This window comes from Bdellovibrio sp. HCB-162, from assembly GCF_047344985.1.
Classification (GTDB): Bacteria; Bdellovibrionota; Bdellovibrionia; order Bdellovibrionales; family Bdellovibrionaceae; genus Bdellovibrio.
On sequence record NZ_CP178861.1, the window covers coordinates 2,862,942 to 2,884,839 of the forward strand.

Annotated in this window: 27 protein-coding genes; 9 read left to right on the top strand and 18 right to left on the bottom strand. The window is 44.4% G+C overall.

Going from position 1 to position 21,898, the window contains the following annotated elements; translation table 11 throughout:
• Nucleotides 1-33: 33 nt before the first annotated feature.
• Both ACLSSO_RS13795 and ACLSSO_RS13800 read left to right on the top strand, forming a co-directional pair.
• Nucleotides 34-654 carry a hypothetical protein gene (locus ACLSSO_RS13795; protein ID WP_295904101.1) on the top strand — a complete coding sequence of 207 codons (621 nt, stop codon included), beginning with the start codon at nt 34-36 and terminating at the stop codon, nt 652-654.
• Nucleotides 632-1,570 (top strand): HTTM domain-containing protein, encoded by a 939-nt coding sequence (locus ACLSSO_RS13800; RefSeq protein ID WP_295904100.1) that lies wholly within the window; start codon nt 632-634, stop codon nt 1,568-1,570. The genes ACLSSO_RS13795 and ACLSSO_RS13800 overlap by 23 nt, the downstream gene beginning before the upstream one ends.
• A gap of 51 nt (nt 1,571-1,621) precedes the next feature.
• Here the strand turns inward: ACLSSO_RS13800 and ACLSSO_RS13805 are convergent, their stop codons facing one another.
• The 3 genes from ACLSSO_RS13805 to ACLSSO_RS13815 form a co-directional block, all read right to left on the bottom strand.
• Nucleotides 1,622-2,551: an HTTM domain-containing protein gene (locus tag ACLSSO_RS13805; protein WP_413943168.1), complete on the bottom strand. Its 930-nt coding sequence runs from the start codon at nt 2,549-2,551 to the stop codon at nt 1,622-1,624.
• Nucleotides 2,529-3,092 carry a hypothetical protein gene (locus tag ACLSSO_RS13810; protein ID WP_413943169.1) on the bottom strand — a complete coding sequence of 188 codons (564 nt, stop codon included), beginning with the start codon at nt 3,090-3,092 and terminating at the stop codon, nt 2,529-2,531. The genes ACLSSO_RS13805 and ACLSSO_RS13810 overlap by 23 nt, the downstream gene beginning before the upstream one ends.
• A gap of 228 nt (nt 3,093-3,320) precedes the next feature.
• Entirely contained in the window at nt 3,321-3,578 is a 258-nt protein-coding gene (locus ACLSSO_RS13815) for a hypothetical protein (protein ID WP_413943170.1), read from the bottom strand.
• Between the two features lie 255 nt (nt 3,579-3,833).
• On the opposite strand from ACLSSO_RS13815, the gene ACLSSO_RS13820 reads away from it, so the two are divergent.
• Nucleotides 3,834-4,652 carry a murein L,D-transpeptidase catalytic domain family protein gene (locus tag ACLSSO_RS13820; RefSeq protein ID WP_413943171.1) on the top strand — a complete coding sequence of 273 codons (819 nt, stop codon included), beginning with the start codon at nt 3,834-3,836 and terminating at the stop codon, nt 4,650-4,652.
• A gap of 64 nt (nt 4,653-4,716) precedes the next feature.
• Here ACLSSO_RS13820 and ACLSSO_RS13825 read toward each other — a convergent pair whose 3' ends face one another.
• On the bottom strand, nt 4,717-6,135 hold the full coding sequence (locus tag ACLSSO_RS13825) for a mannose-1-phosphate guanylyltransferase/mannose-6-phosphate isomerase (protein WP_413943172.1): 1,419 nt from the start codon (nt 6,133-6,135) through the stop codon (nt 4,717-4,719).
• A gap of 201 nt (nt 6,136-6,336) precedes the next feature.
• Here ACLSSO_RS13825 and ACLSSO_RS13830 point away from each other — a divergent pair, with 201 nt between their 5' ends.
• The 3 genes from ACLSSO_RS13830 to ACLSSO_RS13840 are packed head-to-tail and all read left to right on the top strand — an operon-like array spanning nt 6,337 to nt 9,326.
• Nucleotides 6,337-7,446, top strand: coding sequence for a DegT/DnrJ/EryC1/StrS family aminotransferase (locus ACLSSO_RS13830; protein ID WP_413943173.1), 1,110 nt, complete (start codon nt 6,337-6,339; stop codon nt 7,444-7,446).
• A complete protein-coding gene (gene kdsA / locus ACLSSO_RS13835) occupies nt 7,446-8,297 on the top strand; it encodes a 3-deoxy-8-phosphooctulonate synthase (protein WP_413943174.1) in 852 nt (283 codons plus the stop codon). Before ACLSSO_RS13830 ends, kdsA begins: the two co-directional genes overlap by 1 nt.
• Nucleotides 8,298-8,333: 36 nt before the next feature.
• Nucleotides 8,334-9,326: a lysylphosphatidylglycerol synthase transmembrane domain-containing protein gene (locus tag ACLSSO_RS13840; protein WP_295904081.1), complete on the top strand. Its 993-nt coding sequence runs from the start codon at nt 8,334-8,336 to the stop codon at nt 9,324-9,326.
• Here the strand turns inward: ACLSSO_RS13840 and ACLSSO_RS13845 are convergent.
• Nucleotides 9,323-10,303 carry a D-glycero-alpha-D-manno-heptose-1,7-bisphosphate 7-phosphatase gene (locus tag ACLSSO_RS13845; protein ID WP_295904078.1) on the bottom strand — a complete coding sequence of 327 codons (981 nt, stop codon included), beginning with the start codon at nt 10,301-10,303 and terminating at the stop codon, nt 9,323-9,325. The genes ACLSSO_RS13840 and ACLSSO_RS13845 overlap by 4 nt on opposite strands.
• A 98-nt stretch (nt 10,304-10,401) precedes the next feature.
• Between ACLSSO_RS13845 and ACLSSO_RS13850 the strand changes: the two genes are divergently transcribed.
• The 3 genes from ACLSSO_RS13850 (at nt 10,402) to ACLSSO_RS13860 (ending at nt 14,199) form a co-directional block, all read left to right on the top strand.
• Complete coding sequence (locus ACLSSO_RS13850; protein ID WP_295904077.1) at nt 10,402-10,926, top strand: TIGR03546 family protein; 525 nt, start codon at nt 10,402-10,404, stop codon at nt 10,924-10,926.
• Between the two features lie 15 nt (nt 10,927-10,941).
• On the top strand, nt 10,942-12,888 hold the full coding sequence (locus ACLSSO_RS13855; RefSeq protein WP_413943175.1) for a TIGR03545 family protein: 1,947 nt from the start codon (nt 10,942-10,944) through the stop codon (nt 12,886-12,888).
• Between the two features lie 228 nt (nt 12,889-13,116).
• Nucleotides 13,117-14,199, top strand: coding sequence for a hypothetical protein (locus ACLSSO_RS13860; protein ID WP_413943176.1), 1,083 nt, complete (start codon nt 13,117-13,119; stop codon nt 14,197-14,199).
• Here the strand turns inward: ACLSSO_RS13860 and ACLSSO_RS13865 are convergent, their stop codons facing one another.
• The 13 genes from ACLSSO_RS13865 to rplR form a co-directional block, all read right to left on the bottom strand.
• Nucleotides 14,200-14,757, bottom strand: a complete 558-nt coding sequence (locus ACLSSO_RS13865; protein ID WP_295905266.1) for a TlpA family protein disulfide reductase — start codon at nt 14,755-14,757, stop codon at nt 14,200-14,202. It lies immediately after the preceding gene.
• A gap of 275 nt (nt 14,758-15,032) precedes the next feature.
• Complete coding sequence (gene rplQ, locus ACLSSO_RS13870; protein ID WP_295905265.1) at nt 15,033-15,563, bottom strand: 50S ribosomal protein L17; 531 nt, start codon at nt 15,561-15,563, stop codon at nt 15,033-15,035.
• Nucleotides 15,564-15,739: 176 nt separating this feature from the next.
• Complete coding sequence (locus ACLSSO_RS13875) at nt 15,740-16,771, bottom strand: DNA-directed RNA polymerase subunit alpha (RefSeq protein WP_295905263.1); 1,032 nt, start codon at nt 16,769-16,771, stop codon at nt 15,740-15,742.
• A gap of 20 nt (nt 16,772-16,791) precedes the next feature.
• Complete coding sequence (gene rpsD / locus ACLSSO_RS13880; RefSeq protein ID WP_295905262.1) at nt 16,792-17,418, bottom strand: 30S ribosomal protein S4; 627 nt, start codon at nt 17,416-17,418, stop codon at nt 16,792-16,794.
• A 12-nt stretch (nt 17,419-17,430) separates the two neighbouring features.
• Nucleotides 17,431-17,829 (bottom strand): 30S ribosomal protein S11, encoded by a 399-nt coding sequence (gene rpsK / locus ACLSSO_RS13885; protein ID WP_340592606.1) that lies wholly within the window; start codon nt 17,827-17,829, stop codon nt 17,431-17,433.
• Between the two features lie 13 nt (nt 17,830-17,842).
• Nucleotides 17,843-18,217 carry a 30S ribosomal protein S13 gene (gene rpsM / locus ACLSSO_RS13890; protein WP_295905258.1) on the bottom strand — a complete coding sequence of 125 codons (375 nt, stop codon included), beginning with the start codon at nt 18,215-18,217 and terminating at the stop codon, nt 17,843-17,845.
• A gap of 2 nt (nt 18,218-18,219) precedes the next feature.
• The gene (rpmJ, locus tag ACLSSO_RS13895; protein WP_080683743.1) at nt 18,220-18,333 is read right to left on the bottom strand and encodes a 50S ribosomal protein L36; all 114 of its coding nucleotides are present in this window, start codon (nt 18,331-18,333) and stop codon (nt 18,220-18,222) included.
• A gap of 126 nt (nt 18,334-18,459) precedes the next feature.
• The gene (locus ACLSSO_RS13900) at nt 18,460-19,095 is read right to left on the bottom strand and encodes an adenylate kinase (RefSeq protein WP_295905254.1); all 636 of its coding nucleotides are present in this window, start codon (nt 19,093-19,095) and stop codon (nt 18,460-18,462) included.
• Nucleotides 19,095-20,420 carry a preprotein translocase subunit SecY gene (gene secY, locus ACLSSO_RS13905; protein ID WP_295905253.1) on the bottom strand — a complete coding sequence of 442 codons (1,326 nt, stop codon included), beginning with the start codon at nt 20,418-20,420 and terminating at the stop codon, nt 19,095-19,097. Before secY ends, ACLSSO_RS13900 begins: the two co-directional genes overlap by 1 nt.
• Nucleotides 20,420-20,857: a 50S ribosomal protein L15 gene (gene rplO / locus ACLSSO_RS13910; protein ID WP_340592609.1), complete on the bottom strand. Its 438-nt coding sequence runs from the start codon at nt 20,855-20,857 to the stop codon at nt 20,420-20,422. Before rplO ends, secY begins: the two co-directional genes overlap by 1 nt.
• Nucleotides 20,858-20,859: 2 nt before the next feature.
• On the bottom strand, nt 20,860-21,054 hold the full coding sequence (rpmD, locus tag ACLSSO_RS13915; RefSeq protein ID WP_413943177.1) for a 50S ribosomal protein L30: 195 nt from the start codon (nt 21,052-21,054) through the stop codon (nt 20,860-20,862).
• Between the two features lie 8 nt (nt 21,055-21,062).
• Nucleotides 21,063-21,521 carry a 30S ribosomal protein S5 gene (gene rpsE, locus ACLSSO_RS13920; protein WP_295905248.1) on the bottom strand — a complete coding sequence of 153 codons (459 nt, stop codon included), beginning with the start codon at nt 21,519-21,521 and terminating at the stop codon, nt 21,063-21,065.
• 10 nt (nt 21,522-21,531) lie between these two features.
• Complete coding sequence (gene rplR, locus ACLSSO_RS13925) at nt 21,532-21,897, bottom strand: 50S ribosomal protein L18 (RefSeq protein ID WP_295905246.1); 366 nt, start codon at nt 21,895-21,897, stop codon at nt 21,532-21,534.
• Between the last annotated feature and the right edge of the window lies 1 nt (nt 21,898).

Here is a 21,898-nt window from a genome sequence, read left to right on the forward strand (position 1 = left end):
GAATCACAAACAATAAGTTTCGAGGGGGTTCTAGTGTTTAAATTTCTTAGAACAGACAAATGCCGTCGAATTTTTGGAATCTTCCAAAAGACTATCATTATAATGTTCTTCTTAGTGAATGTCGGAATCATGATCACCGACGGTTTACCGGATCGAAGTGCTCTTGGAGCAAGATTCATCAAACTCATTTCACGATATCAGGCCTTCGGAATGCTTTATCAACCATGGTCGATGTTTGCTCCAAATCCGATGAACACGAACGCTTTCATTCAGGCAGAACTGCACTTCGAAGATGGCACCGTTGAACAGTGGCCACTCCCACGCCAAACGCTGATGACAGGAATGCGTCGTGTGCTTGTCGGAGACCGCTATCGACTTTTTGGCCAGGAAACTCTTCTGCCAAATCAAAATGAACTCGCATGGTTTGATATTTCAAAATATATCACTCGCCAGATCGCACTGCGAGAACTCGATGGCCATCACCGCGCTCTAAAACAAATTATTTTTAACCGTTACTCCAGTGTTGTGCGCCCGCCTCCTGAAGCGCCCCTCATTCCGCACGGCACGCTCAGTACTTACTATAAAATGGATCCCGTTTTTTATTACGTCCCTACGGTCGAGAAGGTGAGATATGAAGCTAAAAACAGCCTTTAAAGCATTCCATGATTTTTTATTCGCACCACAACCCGTTTACAGTGTCGCTCTGTTGCGTATTGGAATGGGCTTTCTGATGATCTTCAATTGGATGATGATCTATTGTGATCTCGACACTCTTTATGGACCTGAAGGAATTGTCTCACTCGCAACAGCACAGCAGTACGGAAACCAACTGCGCTTTTCTTTGTTCGACTATTTACCGAATACATCAAAAACTGTGATGGTCTTGGCGACGATGAATCTCATCGCCGTCTTAGCGATGACAGTGGGAGCATGGACACGCACCGCGATCTTCGTGGCTTTTGTCACCATGGTTTCCTTTCATCATCGCAATGGATTTATTCTCAACAGCGCGGACTCTGTCTTGCGCGTCTTTTTATTCTTCTTAATGTTCACCCACTGCGGAGATTATTTCTCCGTCGACTATTGGAGAAAACGCGCTAAAGGTCTCGTAGGAGACATTCCTGCAGAGAAAAGCCCTTGGGCCTTACGGCTAATCCAAATTCAGTTCTGCGTGATTTATATCGCAACGGTGATGTTTAAAATTAAAGGCGACCGCTGGGTTGATGGCACAGCTGTCTATATAGCCACGCGCCTCGATGAATTTGTCCGCTTTGAATTGCCTTTGTTAAACAATCTCCTTTTCATCAAACTTCTAACTTGGTCCACACTGATAGTTGAATTCGCGCTTGGAACTTTGGTTTGGTTTAAAGAATTACGATACTGGGTTCTTCTGGCTGGAATTGGACTTCACCTCGGCATCGAATACACGATGAGCATTCCCGTCTTCGAATGGGCGATGATCGTGATGATGATCGCAATGATAGATTCCAGGGACATCCAACACTGGATGCAACTCCTTCGCGAAAAAAGACTGCGCGCCACAATTCCAAACTTAATCGCCGGGAAATAATGCTTTCCCAATTAAAAAGCCCCGCGATCTGCGGGGCTTTTCACTATCAACTTATACCGTGGCTTCTTTAAGTCTTTCTTGGCGGAATATTTTTACTTTATTTATCAGAACTTCGATATCCCTTGAATCAATTATACAAATCATTGCGACAATCATAATCCACTCAAACAGCGGTATGCTCATCGTATATTCGATTCCCAGATGCAACGCCACTCCGGCTAACAGCACCCAATAACGAAGCTCCCTGATCCATACGAGCGTCCCTAAAGAAAACTCAATCACCAACGTCGACCAGGTTAAAAATTTGATCACCATAAGACTATTTAAAAGATCCAACGGCACACGTACAAACTCATCCAAGCGAGTGGCTATATAGACAGCCGTCCCATCCGCCCATGAAGGGCCCTTCATCTTAAACATCACCGTCGCGATGTAAATTATTGAAAACTGGATCTGCATCAAGCGCAAAGCCCAAGGACTTCTCTCTGCGGGCTTATCTTGCACAAGACCTCGCACCTTCGCCATCCACCGATCCAACGAAAACGCTTCTCCCGAAGGAGCAAAGAACAGCAGAAACAAAAAGTTTCGCACCACCATATCCGAGCTGTTCAATATAAAGGCGTTGCGATTATGAAACGACAGCAAAGTAAAGAAAGCCAAAACCAACGATGCGCGAGTAAAAAATCCCAAAGTCATACCGATAACACCGATAAGATGCAAGACCGCCATCAGTGCCGGCACACGCGGATCATTCGGCAGAAACTCAAAAAGATTAAAGCGCATGGCTCCTGAATATTTCACTGCCGTATCCAGACTCAAGATACCATCCACGCCCCAAAATAAATCCAGGTTTTTCCAAATGCTCAACCAGTTCAGAAGCAAAATAAGACCCAAGGCAATGCGAAGCAAAGCCACGCTGTAAACCGGTTGCGGTAGAAAGAAAAAATCATCAAGAGATTTAGTGATCGTTTTTAGCTTCATGTCTTACCTGCTCTGTGGGTTTGTATTGAAAAACAGATTCCGTTTGAAAGTTTGTGCTTAGTTTTCCATGCTCAATGAACTGCTCCGTCGGAGGTTTCACTGTATTGAAGTGACGATAAAACTGCGCCTGCTCAAACACGCGACCGCGGCCGGAGCGTTCAATTCTGTTCACTTCTTTTTCAAGAAAATGCCCAAGATCAAGCCAGATTTCATTTCGCTCCATCGCTTTTAAATTTTCCTGCTGATATTTTCGAAACCGTTCTCCCCCGGTGAAACGATCCCAGTCACTCAGTTGAGACGAACGCGGAAAAGTCCACTTCTCTGTTGAACCATCTTTAAACGTGATTGTCGCATCCAAATACGAATTCACAGACGAAGGATTCGGAGCAAACATACTCCACGTCTGATCCAAGCCAAAAAACACCTGATAATCGCGCAGGTGATTTAAAATTCTTTGTCCTATCACGCTTCGATCTGGCAGCCCGCTTGTCACCATCATCGTGATGTGAGCAGCAATGAAAATCGATACAAGAGTCTTCACTAGAATTCTCATACGCACTCGCTTTCCTGTTATTAAACAGCTTGAGAATCTACTGACTGCCCCGAAATCGGGCAATGCCATTCCCTCTAAAACGGATTAAATAAAACGAAGATAGATTTCGGATTTTTAAGAAGCCAATCCAGTAGCATGAGATCTAAAGCGGATAAAAAAAAAGAGGAAGTTCCAAAAAAACTTCCTCTTTAAAATTACAAAGACGTTACGAAACTTTTACTTTTTCTTTTTAGATTCTTTCACTTCGATTTTGTCGGCAGCCATCGTGTACTCAATCGTCACTTTCTCTCCGACTTTAAGATCGCCAGTCACTTTCGTAGCCGCCGTTTTTTCGATCTCCCATTTATCTTTGCCTTTTTCTACGATGATCTTGCTGTCAGTCACTTCAACGACAGGACCCGTCACTTGATATGTTTTTGCAGCAAATGCCATAGAAGAAGTAAGTAAAACCAATGCGCCTAAAATAGACTTCATAAAAACTCCTTTTTATTTTTTTACTCCTCGTCATAAATTATCGACAACATTGTTTTTTAAAAAGCTGCTATTTCACAGCACCCGCAGCATTGGTGGAATCTCAGAGGACGCCCGTCAAACCTTTGGGCAAAAGGCCCATTAACGTCACCTGCGCTTTCGCCAGCTCGAAGCTAGAAATACTATGGGTCCAAATTGAATGGCATGTCCCTTGTATACGTTCCCTTCGTGTTGAACGTGAACAGATAAGGACCTGCCATGATCAAAATTCTAAGCATCTTGACGATCACTCTTCTAAGCCTCAATAGTTTCGCCGAAAGCCTCTATGATATTAAAGTCAATGGCACGCGCATTTACGACATGTTTAAAAAACAGGGAGTGCCTGAACCGGCAATGCAAAGAGCTTTTGAGTTTCTTGATGTGAACGCAGGTAAAACCATTCGCGTGAAGGCTAAAATTCGCGAAAAAACCAAGACCTATATGGACGACCGCGAAGTTACGATTAAAGAAGAATCACTTGCGATCATCGACTTCTCAAAACCATCTAGCGAGCGTCGTCTTTATGTTTTGAATCTTAAAACCGGAGCCGTGTCCAAACATTTCGTGGCCCATGGCAAAGGTTCTGGCGTCAATGTGGCCGCAAAGTTTTCAAATGTAGACGGATCTAAGATGTCTTCTTTAGGTCTTTACGTCGGTGGCAACACTTACTACGGTGGTCACGGAGAATCTTTAAATCTTTATGGCCTCGAAGGCTCGAACAGCAACGCGGCAGAACGCGACATTGTCGTTCATGCTGCCAACTATGTTTCTGAAGATTACGTGAAAGCTCGCGGTCGTTTGGGAAGAAGCTGGGGTTGTCCTGCAGTAGCGCCTGGAATCATCAACAAAATGATCACGACCTTCAAAGAAGGCGGCATCATCTACGCCTACCATAAAGACCTTACTGGCAGTGCTGCGAAGAACCCTACATTGCAAGAGGTAACACCGGATCACGACGAAGAAGATGTTGATTTGCCAGAGGAAGAAGAATCCGTTCGTAAAGCTTTGGCCGAAGTTCAGGCCGAGAAGAAAAAATAAAATATACAGACTTACTTTTGGTTGAGACTCGCATCAAATGCCGTCTCAACCAAAATTTCAAAAATTACTTTCTTTGATAATCATCCTGGTAACGGATGATATCATCCTCACCAAAATAAGATCCCAATTGAACTTCCACGAATTCAAGAACCGCATCCGTATTGTTGCGAATGCGATGTTTCGCACCAAGTGGAATATGGATATGGCTTCCGGCTTTCACAGGAATCACCTCATCATTTAAAACGACTTCACCAGAGCCCCGCGTGATCGTCCAATGCTCTTCACGTTTAGCATGCGATTGATACGAGATCTGAGAGTGCGGATTCACACGAATCACTTTGGATTTAAAAAACTCCGTGTCTTTCAGAATCTCAAAATAACCCCAAGGACGATATTCATAAACATGCTCTTTCACCAAAGAAGATTTTTGTTGAGTCAAAGCCTCAACAACATGGCGCACGTCTTGTGACTGCCCTTTTTTCACCAGCATCAAGGCATCTTTGGTATCAACAAGAATCACATCTTCCATGCCGATCATGGAATAGTTTTTCCCGGCATCTCCAAAAACAAAATTGTCCTGACCTTTGACGTTCAAAATCTCGTGGCCTTTTTGTAAAGACGCAACTGCATCCCAAGAGCCCACATCACTCCACCCGAACTCCGCAGGAATACAAGCCAGCTCGTCACCGCCCAGTTTTTCCATGATGGCATAATCGATAGAAATGCTTTGAACTTTCGAATACACGTCTTCCAAGTTGGAAGAATCGTCTTTAAGACTTGAAATATGTTTCCACAACTCCGGCTGATGTTTTTCAAAAAGGCTCACCATGTGAGAAACTTTGAAAACAAAGATGCCCGCATTCCAGCTAAAACTTCCTTGCGCAATAAATTCTTTGGCCTTTTGCAGATCCGGTTTTTCATGAAACTTCACCACCGAATACGCTTTCAAAGGCCCTTTTTCTTTAAGGCTCACCGCGCGGGTTTGAATATAGCCGTAACCTGTTTCTGGATAAGACGGAGTAATTCCCAAAGTCACAACACGGTTCTCTTCGGCCACCGTTTTTGCAAAAGAAACCACGTTCAAAAACGCTTCTTCTTTGCTAATCAAATGATCGGAAGGAAAGATACCGACAATCTCGCCGCCTTTTCGTTGCGATACTAAAAGTTTGCAAAGAGCCGCAATAGCTGGCGCCGTATTTTTACCCATCGGCTCATAGACCACGCGCACACTGTCTGCTTGGTTCTGTTTTAGATTCAGCTCCGTCAAAGTTTGCAAAGCCTTGGACGTCACAATCCACGGAGACCCCATCCTCAAACATCTTTGCAACGTCAAAGTCTGAAGTGGTTGGCCAAAAATATCACAAAATTGTTTAGGCATATGCTGGCGAGAAACGGGCCAAAGACGTGTTCCACTTCCCCCTGACAGTATTACCGGGATCAAAATTACCTCCGAGCTGAGTTCATAATCTATATCACCAAACACCGAGAGTGCGTAATTATAGTCACACCTTGGCTCGATTCGTCAAAAAACTGAGGACTTTTGTAAACAAAGGGCCGTGGCACTTTCACAACACTGGCCAAAAAGCTCTCGACCCAAAGCCGTAAAGCCTTGTCCTGATAGACATTTCCCTCGAAGAGGAGGATACTTTTTCATGTTTCAATTTACTATTTTTGGAGGCTATTAATGTCTATTCCTTTTATCGATCTTAAATCTCAATACAAAGCTTTGAAGACGTCTATCGACTCTCGCATCCACAAAGTTCTTGAGCACGGTGCGTACGTAAACGGACCTGAAGTTGTTGAGCTTGAGCAAACTCTTGCAAAATACGTTGGAACAAAACACTGTCTTACAATCGCAAACGGTACGGATGCGTTGTGGGTTCCATTGATGGCTTTGGGAATCGGCCAAGGTGACGAAGTTATAACGACAGCCTTCTCTTTCATCGCAACGGCGGAGACAATCGTTCTTGCTGGCGCAAAACCAATCTACGTTGATATCGATCCAAAAACTTTCAACATTGATCCAAACAAAATCGAAGCTGCGATCACTCCTCGCACAAAAGCGATCATGCCTGTGTCTCTTTACGGTCAAATGCCTGACATGGATAAAATCAATGCGATCGCGAAAAAGCATAACTTGCACGTGATCGAAGACGCTGCACAAAGCTTCGGCGCTCGTTACAAAGATCACCGCAGCGGCAGCATGACCACAGCAACAGGCACAAGCTTCTTCCCGGCAAAGCCTTTGGGTTGCTACGGTGACGGTGGCGCAATCTTCACAAACGACGACAATCTTGCAAAGATCATCAAAGAAATCCGCGAGCACGGTTCTGAGTCTCGTTACTACCACACTCGTTTAGGTATCAACGGTCGTTTGGATACAATCCAATGCGCGGTCCTTCTTGCGAAAATGGAAAGATACGACTGGGAATTGGAACAACGTCAACGCGTAGCTGATCGCTACAACGACGCGTTCTCTTCAATTAAAGCTGAAGGCTTCACAACTCCGTTCGTAGATGCCACTTGCAAATCAGCTTGGGCGCAATACACATTGACTGTGAAAGACCGCGCGGGCTTCCAAAAGAAAATGTCTGATGCTGGCGTTCCAACATCCATCCACTATCCACGTATTATGCCAGACCAACCCTGGTACAAAGAACACACAGCAGATCCAAAACAAGAACTTCCAATCGCACGCTGGGCTGCAGAGCACGTAATCAGCTTGCCGATGTACCCTGATATGGACAACGCGACTCAAGATAAAATCATCGCGGCTGTTAAAGGAGCCTTTTAATGGGAACAGGATTCGGCCCTCTTAAAAAGCCTGTCGTTATGAAGACAGGCAATGAAACAATCACTTGGGGCGACGGAAAGAACTTTGTTCTTTTCGCAGGCCCTGACATTATTGAAGATGAAGGAATGGTTTTAGAGACAGGAAAAGAAATCCAAAGAATCACAAAGTCTTTGGGCATTCCTTGGATCTTGAAATGTTCTTTCGATAAAGCCAACCGTCAAAGCGCTTCCAGCTTCCGCGGTCCTGGTGTGAACTCAGCACTTAAGAGCTTGGAAAAAATCAAAAGCGAATTGGGTTGCGCTCTTTTGACAGACGTGCACGAAACTATTCAAGTGAAAGAAACAGCGGAAGTGGCAGACGTTCTGCAAATCCCTGCGTTCTTGTCTCGTCAAACGGACCTTTTGGTTGAAACGGCAAAAACAGGAAAAATCATTCACATCAAAAAGGGTCAGTTCTTGGCTCCCTGGGATATGAAAGCGATTGCTCAGAAAGCTGTGAACGCAGGGAATGATAAAATCCTTCTTTGCGAGCGCGGAACGACTTTCGGCTACAACCGTCTTATCAACGATATGACAGGCCTTGTAGAGATGCGCAACCTTGGCTTCCCTGTGATCATGGATTGCACACACTCAACGCAATTGCCGGGTGCAACTGGTGAAAGCAGCGGCGGTCGTGGCGAAATGGTATGGCCTTTGGCTCGCGCTGCAATGGCTGTGGGTGTAGATGGTATCTTCTTGGAAACTCATCCAAACCCAGAGAAAGCTCTTTGCGACGGCCCAACGTCTTTGCCATTGAGAAATCTCGAAACGGTCCTTACGAACCTTAAAAAAATCTGGACGACTCATTTCTAAGTAGAGTTCCCCGGTATTTTCAAGTAAGACTGAACCATGGTTAAGCAATCTAAAAAGCTCCTGGTTCAGTCTTTAAAAATCCTGTTTTCTGCGGGTATTATTTTCTGGCTCATCCAATCAGGAAAACTTAATTTCTCAGCGCTCAAAAATCTGCTCACTCCTGGTGCTGCGGCTTTGGCGTTGTTTTTAGTTCTGCTGAACCTTTTCTTTGCGAGCGAACGTTGGCGCATTCTCATTCGCTCCCAGGGCATGATCGCGCATCCATGGTCGGTTTTTAAATTAAGCCTTATCGGCACCTTCTTTAATTTCGCCATGCCCGGTGGAGTCGGTGGTGACGTTATTAAAGCTTATTATTTCACACGTGAGAATCCCGGCAGCAAAGTGGTCGCGGTGACCAGTGTCTTGATGGATCGCGTGCTAGGACTTTTTGCGATGGTTCTTTTAGCTCTTGTGGTGATGGTGTACGACATCAATCACATCATGAAGACCCCCGCCCTTCTAACGCTTCTATGGTTTATTGCGGGACTCTTTGTTGCGTTTGTGATCGCACTCTCTTTGATTTTTTCTCAGAAGGTTTATCAAAACGGCGGGCTTAAAAAACTAATCAACAAACTTCCTCTTTCAGAAAAGTTTATGAAACTTTATGAGAGCATGCATCTTTACGGGAAAGATGGAAAACGCTTTCTTCTTGTGATTTTCTTAAGCCTCGTTTCCCAAGCTTGCGCCATCACATTTCTTTATCTTGCAGGCACCATGGCTGGATTTAATGAAGTGCCAGCAAAAACTTACTTCCTAGTTGCACCACTGGGCTTTATGGCAACAGCCATTCCCATCTCCCCTGCTGGAGTGGGGGTAGGACAAGCTGCATTTTATTTCTTATTCAATCTCTACACAGGACACCCTTCAGAGATTGGTCCGACAAGCATCACAGCTTTCCAAGTGGGAACCTTCCTGATGAGTCTGTGGGGTGCTTTCTTTTATCTTCGCCGTAAAGACCGTGTCGAAGCCACAGAGATCGCTGCTAATTAAACTTTTACCTGAGAAAAATCCTTCGCCACCGTAAATTGAAAAGAAGGATTTTTTAATTGGAACTGCAAAAGATCTTTTTGTTCTTTTTCTAGCTTCTCGGAAGACAGCAAATAAAGGTGTCCAACACCAGCACCGAAAGCCGCAAGAAGATCTGAAGCGCTATCACCGACCATCACGGATTTTGCCATATTCACTTTGAGTTTTGCATTCACAAGCTGAAACATTCCCGTGCGCGGTTTACGAAGTCCCGCAAACTGACGACCTTGTGGCACCGGCTCTTTTTCGTAAAAACCCGCCCACACACAATCATCAATCCAACAACCCTTTTCAGCTAACAAAGACAACATCTTTTGATGCACCTTCTGATAATCCGTCCAAGGAATCCAACCACGGCCAAGGCCTGATTGATTTGTGACTAAAGCCACCCAGAAACCTTGCGCATGTGCTTTCTTTATAAGGTCATCAATGCCAGGCATCAGCTCTACAAGAGCGGGATCACGATTGTAAGGGACATTTTTTACAACGACATCATCACGATCTAAAAACAGGCAAGGCCCTTGATGACTGCCTTGATAATCTTCAATCGCGGAGACCTGATTCCAAACGGCGTGAAGCCTCTGCAAAGCCTCCGCCCAAGTTTTGAGATCACAGCCTGACCAAATAAAATCAACCAAAGGATTTTTTTCAGTCACTGCATTTGATGAAAGTAAAAGTCTTTGCCCCTGAAGAACAGGATTAAGTTTCGTTAGAATTTCATCTTGTTCAGAAAAAAGAATCACAAGATCCTGAAACGATGTTTGCAAACGGCCCGAAAGAAGATCTTGAGCACGACGTTTAACAAAGGGAATCTCACCTAAAAACAGCGATTGAAAAGGCATCATCCAAGCGGAAAGATCCTTCGGAGCCTTGTCCTCAACAAAGACAATACTGCCACCTAACTGAACTGTTTCTAAGATTAAAGTTTCCCACTGCATCATTGGCATCCTACGACAAGTTGCTCCCTCTGTCGTCGGCTTTCTACTTGCCGCCTTGCATTTATGCTTATTAGAATCTTATCCAAAAGACGGAGGAATTTGTGACTCTTTTATTGAAGCAGATTTTTAACTTCCTGAAACTCCTGAATTCAGACACGGGAACTAATCAACTGGCGATCGGGCTTTCTTTAGGATTGATCTTGGGCTTTGCTCCTGTTTTATCAATTCAAACTCTCGCCGTGTTTTTTATTATTTTTATTTTCCGTGTGCAAATCGGCGCCGCTTTCCTTGCCGCTTTCTTTTTTAAGTTCATCGCATACCTCTTTGACCAACCGGCACACTACCTTGGCAAAGCGGTTCTTGAGATGGACAGCCTTCGTCCCCTTTTTACAACGATGTACAACATGCCGTTTGTACCGATGACTCGTTTTAATAACAGCATCGTGATGGGTTCGATGATTGTTTCCATCATCCTTCTGCCTTTTGCTTATTTCGGATTTAAAGTGGCCATCATCAAGTATCGCGCCACTGTTGTCGCACGCTTTAAAGGAACGAAAGTCTGGAAAGCATTTGCCGCTACGAAATTCTATAACTGGTACCTAAAGTACGACGAACTTTACGGATAGGACAAGAGGCACAACATGACAGAGACAACAACTACGAAACCAAAAAAAGCCAAGGGTCCTATTCGCTGGGAAGCCATCATTCCTTTTGTCATCATCTGCTTGGTGATCGGACTTTATTTCCACTTCTTCTTTGATGGTCATTTGCGTCGCGCACTTGAGTGGGCCGGATACAACGCTGTCGGCGCCGAAGTGAACATCGCAAAACTTGAAACAAGTTTCTTCAACGCCAGCCTTCGCGTGCAAGGCATTGAGGTTACCGACGCTGAAAAACCAACTCATGACTCAATCAAGATCGGCGACATCCGTTTCTCAATGCTTTGGGATGCGCTTCTTCGCGCCAAAGTGGTCGTGAACGAAGCCGCTGTCGAACAAATCGAATTCGGCGTTAAAAGAAAACATCCAGGAAAAGTAAAACCACCAGAGCCCGTTTCTAACGAACCCGGCATGGCCGAAAAGCTCAAGGAACAGGCTTTAAAAGAAGCGCAAGAGCAGTATGGCGACAATGTTCTTGGCGATGTGATTGCAATGCTCGGCGGAGCTGATGCCAACGTGCAATTGCAAAAGCTGCAAGAGTCTTTGCCCTCCAAAGCCATGATCGAGAAATTCCAAGTGGATCTCAAAGCCAAGCAACAAAATTGGGATGCTCGCCTTAAGACGTTGCCGCAAAGTAAAGACATTCAGGCCTTGAGTGATCGTTTGAATAAAATCAAATACAAGGATTTTAAATCACCGCAAGAATTGCAGGCGTCTTTGCAAGAACTCGATAAAGTGTATAAAGACGGCGATGCTATGTACAAACAAGTGCAAAGCACTGGCGACGATCTCAGCAAAGATTTAAAAGCTCTTGAAGCGCAATACAAAGAGATCGATAAACAAGTGAAGACCGATATCAAGTCTTTGGAACAACACTTCCGCATTCCAAAGCTTGATGCGAAAGCCATGACGATGGCCGTCTTCAATCGCTACTTAGCTCCGTACAAAGCGAAGTTCTATCGCTATAAAGCGATGGCCGATAAATACTTGCCACCAAATCTTCTTAAGAAAGATAAGAAGGACGAAGAAGTCGTTATCCAGCCTCACCCTCGTGAAAAAGGCATTAGCTACGAATTCGGCCGTCTGAATTCCTATCCGCTTTTCTGGATCAAACGCACGGCCGTGAGTTCTCAAGCGGGCCTTACTCCTGAAGCGGGGAACATCAAAGGTGAGATTTTAGATATCACTTCGAATCAACGTTTGATTGGTAAACCAACCGTAGCGACTTTGGCAGGCGATTTCCCGGGTATGCAAATTTTCGGTTTCTTAGTTCGTCTTTCTTTAGACAACACGAAATCTGAAAGCATTATCGACTACAAATTGAAAGTCGACTCGTACTCCATCGTTGGGAAAGAACTCGTTCAATCTCCGGACGTGCAAATTGCTTTCAACAAAGCTAACGGCACCATTGGCGTTGAGGGTAAAGTCGTAGGACTTAAAAAAATCACTGTGGGCATGGATAACAAGTTCACAAAAATTGATTACGCCGTTTCATCCAAAAACGAAATCGCCGATCAGATTTTGAAAGCCGTCTTTGCCGGCATTCCTGTTGTGACTTTGACTGTTGACGGCCAAGGCGAGTTCCCGAATGTTCCGCTGAATGTGAACTCCAACCTGGGACCGGAATTGCAAAAAGGATTTGAAAAACAAATCCAGGCGAAGATCGACGAAGCTCGCAAAAAAATTCAAGCGATGGTTGACGAAGAGATCGGCAAACAAAAAGCGCAAGTCGAAGCTCAGCTTAGTCAACTTCGCAGTCAGTTCGACAAGGAAGTAAAAAAGGCGCAAGCTCAATTGGATGATCAGAAAAAACAAGCTGAATCCAAAGTTGAGCAAGCCAAAAAAGATGCAGAGAACCAAGGCAAAAAAGCTCTTGAAAAAGAAGGACAGAAAGCTGTCGATGAGCTGAAGAAAAAACTCGGTTTCTAAATTCAAAAAATTCCGTCGATAAAATGTTCGCTCGAAGAATGATCGAGTGAGATCCCATCAAAATAGTTTCTCAAGAATGTCGAAGCTCTCTACAGGACCTGTAAAGAGCTTCGACGGAATCCCTAACTTACTGTTATCACTTAATATTTTCGCTCACTTTTTGGGTCATGCCTCTTTTTTTAGCATAAGTTTTCATGATAGCCTGACGAAGAGAAACTTGAGGTGTTTATGAAAGCTTCGATTCTAAATTTAGCATTGGGCTGTGTGGTTGCCACTTTAGGTACGGCGTGCGCGAAAATGAATTTTGCCCCCGTGTCCGTGGAAGATAAGGCCTCTATTGTAGAGCCACCTCCCAGCAAAACAATTTCCTCCACGGAAGTGGTTGCTTATGGAAACAAGCAAGTGGATTTCTTGTTGGTGCTCGACGACTCAAACTCAATGCTTCCCGAACTTAAAAAACTCGCAGCAAGAATGTCGACTTTCGTGAACTCTTTGGATGCCAGCAACATCGATTGGCAAATGTGTATCACCACAACTCGCGGGGTTTCTTCCGGCGGCACTCTGGTCTTTGGAAATCCTTTAGCATGGGCTAACTATGTCCCCGCGCCCGGCACTCCCGCCTACCTTTTGAAAAAAGGCACGGCCAACTTAAATACAATTTTCACATCAACGATCGATACTCTGACAATAGGTGGAGCGAACTCCGGCGACGAGCGCGCGATTAAAGCGACTCACGACAATTTCAAAAATTCATCTTCTCATGCATGTTACCGCCCGGGAGCTGCGATCTCCGTTATCGCGATCTCCGATGAAGACGAACGCTCTGTCGGCGGAGATCCTAAAAACGTGAAAGCAAAGGATGCCGACGGCGCTTATCAGCCTTTTGAGGCCGAAGACCATCCGCAAACAATGGTGGATCGCGCGAAATCAACATTCGGCGAGGACGTTCGTTTTACGTTCAGTTCGATCATCGTAAAACCTGACGACAAGGTTTGCGAAGCCGAACAAGACGTGGATTTATCGCCAAGTCACTTTGGTCATACTTATGCAGAAGCTTCCCGCCTCACGGACGGAGGTGTTGGAAGTATTTGTGACGCTGACTACAGCGCGAACTTAAATACTTTCAAAGACAAGATCGTGAATTCACTTTCATCACTGACTTTGCAATGTGAAGCAAAACCAAAAAGTCTTAAAGTCAAAGTCGGAGGCCTTGATGTCTCAGGCCTCAAACTTGACGGCAAAGTTTTGAAATTCACTTATCCGTTGATCGAAGGAACGCAAATCGATTTGCAGTACGACTGCGAAGATTGATTATTTTCCCAAGAGAGATTTTATGTAAGCGACGGAATCTTTATTGTACCAATCAATGGAGCCCACAAGTTTCTTCACGAGCTTGTGGTCTTTGCCTAGCACCATGGATTCAGGCAAACGCGAAATTTGGAATTGCTTCATGAATGCGCGGTCTTGATCCCAGACGATCTTGATATTGGCATCTTTAAGCTCTGGGAAGGACTTCATAAAGACTTGAATATCCTCAAGCTTACTGTCGCCAGAGATCGCGATCAATTGCACATCCCCTTTAAACTCTTTCACAAGCTTGATCAGCGACGGCACCTCTTCGATACAAGGCCCACACCAAGAAGCCCAGAAGTTCAGAATTACAACTTTCCCGTCCATGGATTTAAGTTCAAAAGACTGACCGTCGAGATCTTTAGCTTCAAAATTAGGAACGCCTTCCTTCTCATACGTCTCTAAAGTCGCATAAGAAGAGTTCTCAACCGGTTTTGAACCAAAGAGCTGATTAAATCCCCAAACACCCAGGGCACCGACAATAACAACAATGATGATAGCTTTAAGATGTTGATTCATAGCAAGTCCTCTATGGACTCAACTTAGTTGATTACCCACGATGGAGCAACCGTTGACTCGGAGTCAGCAAAAGGTACGGACTTACTTTTGGTAGCGCATTTGCGTCTAACAAAACATTCTCAACCAAAAGTGACTCGTACTTTTTGCAAGCTAGAAAAACCTTAAATACGATTGTACGAAAAAACATTCCGTATATTTCAGGAAGAGTTTTGGTAAAAAAAAAGACCTTGGTTTCCCAAGGCCTTTCCCGAAAATCTTAATTTTGAAGATTCAAATTAAGCGCGAGCTGCTGCTCTTGCTTTCTTTTGAGTCTTTTTAACAGACTTTTTCTTAGCCGCTACAAGTTTAGTAGATGCTTTTTTCGCAGTAGCCGCTTTTTTAGCAGCTGCTTTTGGTTCAGCTTTAGTCGCTTTCGCTTCTTCTTTAGCTGCGCCTTTAGCTTCGAAATCGTAGTCTACGAACTCAAGGAATGCCATCTCAGCAGTGTCACCAGGGCGACGACCGATTTTGATGATACGAGTGTAACCACCTGGGCGTGTTTTAAAACGTGGAGCAAGATCTTTTACGATCGCTGCAACAGCGTCTTTATTTGGGTAGCGAGACATCAACAAACGAGTTGTTGCCAAGTCACCTTTTTTACCAAGAGTGATCGCTTTTTCAACGTGACGACGTACTTCTTTAGCACGATCAACAGTTGTAGTGATGCGGCCGTGCTCGATAAGAGAAGTTACAAGACCTCTCAACAAAGCTTTTCTTGGGCCAGATTTACGATCGAAATGTTTTACTCTTCTTCTGTGTGAGCTCATTTTATTCTCCGTTAAACGTACTGACCGGACTAGGTATCAGCACGATAGTACCCCGAGGGGTCACTTTTAAGGGCTCCTTGCCCCGCAACTCCCGCAGGAATCGCTGTTTAGAACACCATCATTGGAAATTCTTAATTGGAAAGGCATCCTGATTTCTCAGAATGCCTTTTAAAATATTACTGTTGAGATTCTCTTTTTTGAGGTGGTTGGCTTGGATCCCAACCTGCTGGTGGCCAGCCTTCGATTTTCATACCAAGGCTAAGTCCCATCTCACCCAAGATCTCTTTAATCTCATTAAGAGACTTACGACCGAAGTTTTTAGTCTTAAGCATTTCCGCCTCTGAACGAACAACCAACTCACCGATGTAACGGATGTTAGCGTTTTTCAAGCAGTTTGCAGAACGCACAGACAACTCAAGATCGTCTACAGAGCGGAACAAGTTCTCATTCAATGAAGGAGAACCCATTTCACGAGCTTCTTCAGCTGGCTCCATAGTTTCATCGAAAGTAAGGAAGATCTGAAGTTGTTCTTTCATGATTTTAGATGAAAGAGCTACAGCTTCTTCAGGTTTCAATGAACCATCAGTCCAAACTTCCAAAGTCAATGCATCGTAATCAGTTCTTTGACCAACACGCGCATTTGAAACGTTGTAGTTCACCTTTCTGATAGGGCTGTAAAGAGCGTCAACGCCGATAAAGCCTACAGGAAGATCAGTCTCTCTGTTTTCTACTGGTACATATCCACGACCGAAGCTCACGATGATTTCGGCGTTGAAGTTTGCATTAGCACCCAAAGTTGCAAGATGGTGATCTGGGTTTAGAACCTCGATCTTATCTGAAGTTTGGATATCTGCTGCAGTTACTTTACCTGGACCTTTTTTAGAGATTTTCAAAGTAACAGAGTCAGAAGTGTACTGTTTAAAGCGAACTTCTTTAAGGTTCAAGATGATGTCAGTTACATCCTCAAGAACGTCTGGGATCGTAGTGAACTCGTGCAATACGCCTTCAAACTTAACAGCTGTAATTGCAGAACCCATCATTGAACTAAGAAGAATTCTTCTTAGGGAGTTACCAAGAGTAACCCCAAAGCCTCTTTCGAGGGGACGGATAATGAATTTAGCGTAATCTTCACGAAGAGTATCACGATCAACCTCAAATCCCTTTGGTTTGATCATCTCTCTCCAGAACTTATAATAGTGCTCTTGCATGCTTCCCCCGAGAGGTAAAATTATCTTGAGTAGTATTCAACGATCATGTTCTCTTCAACTGCTACTGTTACATCTTCACGATTTGGAAGATCTTTAACAGTTCCAGTGAATTTCGCATGATCAGCTTCAAGCCAAGCTGGTACAGATCTGCGTGCTACTGATTGAATAGCAGCTTGGATCTTAACAACTGCGCGGCTTGATTCCGCAACTGTAATAACGTCACCCTTATTTACAATGATGCTTGGAATGTTAGCTCTCTTACCATTCAACAAGAAATGGTTGTGTTTAACAAGCTGCCTTGCTTCACGACGAGAGTTAGCATATCCCAAAGAGTAGACAACGTTATCAAGTCTTGTCTCGAGGAACTTAAGAAGCGCAGTACCAGTCAATTCTTTTGAGCGGTTGGCTTCAGATACATATTTTACAAATTGTTTTTCAGAAACACCGTAGTATCTCTTAGTTTTTTGTTTTTCACGCAATTGAAGTGCAAATTCAGAGAACTTCAAACGAGATTGACCATGTTGTCCTGGAGGATAAGGTCTTCTTTCGAAAGAACACTTATCTGTGTAACAACGATCACCCTTCAAGAAAAGTTTCACGTTTTCGCGACGGCAAAGCTTACAAACGCTTTCGTTAATGCAGCTCACGATATACTCCTATTAAATTCTTCTACGCTTAGGTGGACGGCAACCGTTATGTGGAACAGGTGTGATATCTTTTAGAGTCAAGATTCTCATGCCTGTTGCTGCCAATGCACGAATTGCAGGTTCACGACCAGCGCCTGGTCCTTTAAGATAAACGTCCACAGATTTCATGCCTGCTTCCATAGCTTTTTTTGCAGCGTCTTCTGCCGCGGACTGTGCTGCATAAGGAGTACCTTTACGGCTTCCTTTGAAACCAAGGTGTCCAGCAGAGGACCAAGACACCGTAGCTCCGTTTGGATCAGTCATCGTAACGATAACGTTTCCGAAACCAGCTTGGATATAGCAGTTCCCTTGAGGAACGTTTCTTTTAACTTTTTTCTTAGCAACTGTTTTTGCTTTATTTTCAGTATTCATCTGTCAGTTACCTTTATACGGCTTTTTTCTTGTTAGCTACCGTCTTCTTAGGACCTTTACGAGTACGGGCGTTAGAACGAGTGTTCTGACCACGTACAGGCAAGCCTTTACGATGACGGATACCACGGTAGCAGTTGAGGTCCATAAGACGCTTGATAGACAAACCGATTTCACGACGCAAATCACCTTCAACTTTGAAGTTTTGCTCGATGATGCCACGGATTTTAGCAATGTGCTCATCCGTAAGGCCTTCAGTTCTCAATTCGTGAGGAATGCCTACTTGCTTGCAAATCATAGCCGCGCGAGGACGACCAATGCCGTAAATATAAGTCAACGCGATTTCAACGCGTTTATTTCTAGGTAAGTCGACACCAAGGATACGTGCCATGATTAGCCCTGCCTTTGCTTATGTTTAGGGTTTTCACAGATAACGCGAATAACGCCTTTTCTTTTAATAACTTTACATTTGTTACAGATCTTCTTAACTGATGGTCTTACTTTCATAATGTCTTCCCATACGCTTAGTTTCATCCCAAAAAAGGACGAAAATACCAGCAAAAACACGAACGCGGTTCGGCACGCTAACACCGATAAACATTAAAGTCTAGAGATAAAAATAATACAGCCGTCTTATTTTATTATTTTTTCGATCTCTGAATAGACTTCCTCGGTGCCTCTATTGCCGTCCAGTTCAATGTACTTTCCTGCTTTTTTATAAAACTCTTTTAAAGGGCTTGTGAATTCTTCGTAGGTTTTAAGACGAGTCTCGATCACATCGGCTTTGTCGTCATTACGTTGAATGACTTCTCCCCCACAAACATCACATTTGCCTTCCGTCTTGGTAGGCTTGCTAACGATATGGTATACGGTTCCGCAATTTTTACAGACACGTCTACCCGTCAGTCGATCCATCAAAATCTTCATCGGAACTTCGAGAAAAATAGCTTTTCCGATAGAAAGATTCATTTTAACTAACAATTCATCTAAAGCCTGGGCTTGCGCCACAGTTCTAGGGAAACCATCTAAAATGATGTTTTTCACACCTTTTTGAAGGACTTCCTCAACCATGCCGATAACAATGCTATCTGGCACAAGTTGACCCTTATCCATATACTCTTGGGCTTTTTTTCCGAGGTCCGTCTGGCCTTTGATTGCCGCTCTGAACAAATCGCCTGTGCTGATCTGAGTCATTCCCAAGCGCTTAATGAGCAATTCAGACTGAGTACCTTTACCGGCCCCGGGGGCTCCAAAGAGGATCAAGTTCATTAGAACTGAACCCTTCTGCTACGGATCTTAGCTCCTTTTAAGAAGCCCTCATATTTTTGAGTGATCATATGAGATTGGATCTGTTGAGCCGTATCCAAAGCAACCCCTACTAGGATCAACAAGCTTGTTCCACCGAAATGGAAAGGCACGTTGAACTGAGTAGTCATGATTCCTGGCAAAATACAGATCGTGCAAAGATAAATACAACCAAGAACGTTGACGCGCTCAAGAACCTTTTGGATGTAGTCAGACGTACTCTTACCAGCGCGAACGCCAGGAATGAAACCGCCATACTTTTTGAGGTTGTCAGCTACGTCGTTTGGATTGAACACGATCTCCGTATAGAAGAACGAGAAGAACACGATCAAAGCCACGAACATGATATTGAAGATAGTTCCAGAAGGATTCAAAGACTCCTGCAACGCCTTCAACCAAGGTGTTTGTACGAACTGAGCCATTGTCGCCGGGAACATCAACAAAGAGCTCGCGAAGATTGGTGGGATAACCCCAGAGAAATTGATTTTAATAGGCAAGTGGCTTGTTGGAGTTTGCATTGACTGCATTCCGCCACCTTGTCTTTGTGAATACTGGACAGTGATACGACGTTGCGCCACTTCCATATAGATAACAGCCGCAATGATCGCGATCATGAAAAGGATCAATAGAAGCGCCAATGCGAAACGCATTTCACCTGTGCGAACAAGCTCCCAAATTTGTTGAGCGCCGCCAGGAATTGCTGCTGCGATACCAGTGAAGATGATAAGTGAAGAACCGTTACCGATTCCTCTTTCAGTGATTTGCTCGCCCAACCACATGATGAAGCAAGTACCTGCTGTCAATGTGATGATAGTCATGATTTGGAACGGCAAGAAAGCCACCGTCGGAGCCGTCACTAGAGCGTGCCCCTCAGGACTTGTAGAGTTCATCAACCAGCTGCTGATGCCGTAACCTTGAACAACTGCCAAGGCTACTGTTGCATAACGAGTGTACTGATTGATTTTACGGCGCCCTTGCTCCCCTTCTTTCTTCAATGCTTCCAAGTATGGAATCGCTGAAGTCAAAAGTTGGAAGATGATGGACGCCGAAATGTACGGCATGATTCCCAATGCAAAAACGCTGAATTGGGAGAGAGCACCACCCGTGAAGGTGTTAAATAAACCAAAGATCCCGCGGCTCTGAGCTTGGAAGAATGACAATACAGCAGTTCCATCAACTCCAGGAGTCGGAACGTGTACACCAATTCTGTAAATAGCCAACATAGCCAAAGTGAACAAGATGCGTTTACGAAGATCAGAATTCTTTGCGATGCTCTCAATTGCAGACACTATTTAATTACCTCGACTTTGCCGCCAGCAGCTTCAATAGCTTTCTTAGCGCTTTCTGAAAATTTGTGAGCTTTTACAGTCAAAGCTGTTTTAAGCTCGCCATTTCCCAAAATCTTAACAGCGCCTTTAGATACAAGTCCAGCAGCGTGTAGAGTTTCAGGAGTTACTTCTCCAGAAAATTTAGCAAGTTGTGATAAATTAACAATCTCAAATTTGTTAGCAAACGCGACGTTGCTAAAACCAAATTTAGGAAGACGACGATGCAAAGGTGTTTGACCACCCTCGAAGCCACGGCGAACAGTACCGCCCGTACGAGCTAACTGACCCTTGTGACCTTTTGTCGATGTGCCGCCCATACCAGAACCGATACCACGACCGATTCTTTTTGGAGCGTGCTTAGATCCTGCTTTGGGTGCCAATGTTTTAAGCAAGCTCATGATTACCCCTTAACTTCAACATCAACTAGATGCTGAACTTTCATGATATTTCCACGTGCTGCTGGAGAGTCTTTCACTTCTACAGTGTGATGACGTCTCTTCAAGCCAAGAACGCGAACCGCGTCCTTTTGTGCTTGAGTGCAAGCAATCGTTGATCTTTTCAATGTTACTACGAATGTTTTAGCCATTTTTGCCACCAGTCCGACTATTTAAGCTGTTTCAACTGCTTTAAGCCGTCGATTGTTGCTCTTACGGCATTGTGAGGGTTACGAGTCCCAACACATTTAGTAAGAATGTCTTTTACACCTACAGACTCAAGAACTGCACGCACCGCGCCACCCGCGATCACGCCAGTACCAGGAGCTGCTGGTCTCATGATGACTTTCGCGGCACCGAATTTACCGATAACTTCGTGAGGGATTGTACGTCCTTCTTTCAAAGTTACAGAGCGAGCAGATTTTTTTGCAGATCTGCTTGCTTTACCGATAGCCTCAGGAACCTCTCCAGCTTTACCAGAACCAAAACCAACATCGCCGGCTTTGTTTCCAACTACTACTAGAGCTGCGAAAGAGAAGCGACGACCACCCTTAACAACTTTCGTTACGCGGTTGATCGCTACTACACGCTCTTCTAATTCAGCTGCTTGAGCTTGAACTTTCTCCACACATCACTCCTTAGAAATTAAGGCCGCCCTCACGAGCGCCTTCAGCTAGAGATTTAACACGTCCGTGGTACAGGTATCCGTTACGGTCGAAAACCACATCTTTGATGTTTTTAGAAGAAGCGGCTTTTGCTACTTCCATACCAACAAGTTTCGCCATGTCGATACCAGATTTGTCCTCTTTACCAAGAGAAGAGACAGCTACCAAAGTAGTGCCCGCAACGTCATTGATGATCTGAGCGTACATGTGCTTACCGCTACGGAATACGCAAAGACGAGGTCTTTCCGCAGTACCGTTTACAGTCTTGCGGATTCTGATTTTCTTCTTGAGGCGGTTCGCTTTTCTATCACTAGTATGTTTGCTTACTTTAATTTTCATA

Bases quoted from the DNA above. Each gene is read 5' to 3' on its own strand.
- ACLSSO_RS13800 (WP_295904100.1), top strand. From the start codon at position 632: ATGAAGCTAAAAACAGCCTTTAAAGCATTCCATGATTTTTTATTCGCA.
- ACLSSO_RS13805 (WP_413943168.1), bottom strand. From the start codon at position 2,551: ATGAAGCTAAAAACGATCACTAAATCTCTTGATGATTTTTTCTTTCTA.
- ACLSSO_RS13815 (WP_413943170.1), bottom strand. From the start codon at position 3,578: ATGAAGTCTATTTTAGGCGCATTGGTTTTACTTACTTCTTCTATGGCA.
- ACLSSO_RS13820 (WP_413943171.1), top strand. From the start codon at position 3,834: ATGATCAAAATTCTAAGCATCTTGACGATCACTCTTCTAAGCCTCAAT.
- ACLSSO_RS13830 (WP_413943173.1), top strand. From the start codon at position 6,337: ATGTCTATTCCTTTTATCGATCTTAAATCTCAATACAAAGCTTTGAAG.
- kdsA (WP_413943174.1), top strand. From the start codon at position 7,446: ATGGGAACAGGATTCGGCCCTCTTAAAAAGCCTGTCGTTATGAAGACA.
- ACLSSO_RS13840 (WP_295904081.1), top strand. From the start codon at position 8,334: ATGGTTAAGCAATCTAAAAAGCTCCTGGTTCAGTCTTTAAAAATCCTG.
- ACLSSO_RS13845 (WP_295904078.1), bottom strand. From the start codon at position 10,303: ATGATGCAGTGGGAAACTTTAATCTTAGAAACAGTTCAGTTAGGTGGC.
- ACLSSO_RS13855 (WP_413943175.1), top strand. From the start codon at position 10,942: ATGACAGAGACAACAACTACGAAACCAAAAAAAGCCAAGGGTCCTATT.
- ACLSSO_RS13860 (WP_413943176.1), top strand. From the start codon at position 13,117: ATGAAAGCTTCGATTCTAAATTTAGCATTGGGCTGTGTGGTTGCCACT.
- ACLSSO_RS13865 (WP_295905266.1), bottom strand. From the start codon at position 14,757: ATGAATCAACATCTTAAAGCTATCATCATTGTTGTTATTGTCGGTGCC.
- rplQ (WP_295905265.1), bottom strand. From the start codon at position 15,563: ATGAGCTCACACAGAAGAAGAGTAAAACATTTCGATCGTAAATCTGGC.
- ACLSSO_RS13875 (WP_295905263.1), bottom strand. From the start codon at position 16,771: ATGCAAGAGCACTATTATAAGTTCTGGAGAGAGATGATCAAACCAAAG.
- rpsK (WP_340592606.1), bottom strand. From the start codon at position 17,829: ATGAATACTGAAAATAAAGCAAAAACAGTTGCTAAGAAAAAAGTTAAA.
- rpsM (WP_295905258.1), bottom strand. From the start codon at position 18,217: ATGGCACGTATCCTTGGTGTCGACTTACCTAGAAATAAACGCGTTGAA.
- rpmJ (WP_080683743.1), bottom strand. From the start codon at position 18,333: ATGAAAGTAAGACCATCAGTTAAGAAGATCTGTAACAAATGTAAAGTT.
- ACLSSO_RS13900 (WP_295905254.1), bottom strand. From the start codon at position 19,095: ATGAACTTGATCCTCTTTGGAGCCCCCGGGGCCGGTAAAGGTACTCAG.
- rplO (WP_340592609.1), bottom strand. From the start codon at position 20,857: ATGAGCTTGCTTAAAACATTGGCACCCAAAGCAGGATCTAAGCACGCT.
- rplR (WP_295905246.1), bottom strand. From the start codon at position 21,897: ATGAAAATTAAAGTAAGCAAACATACTAGTGATAGAAAAGCGAACCGC.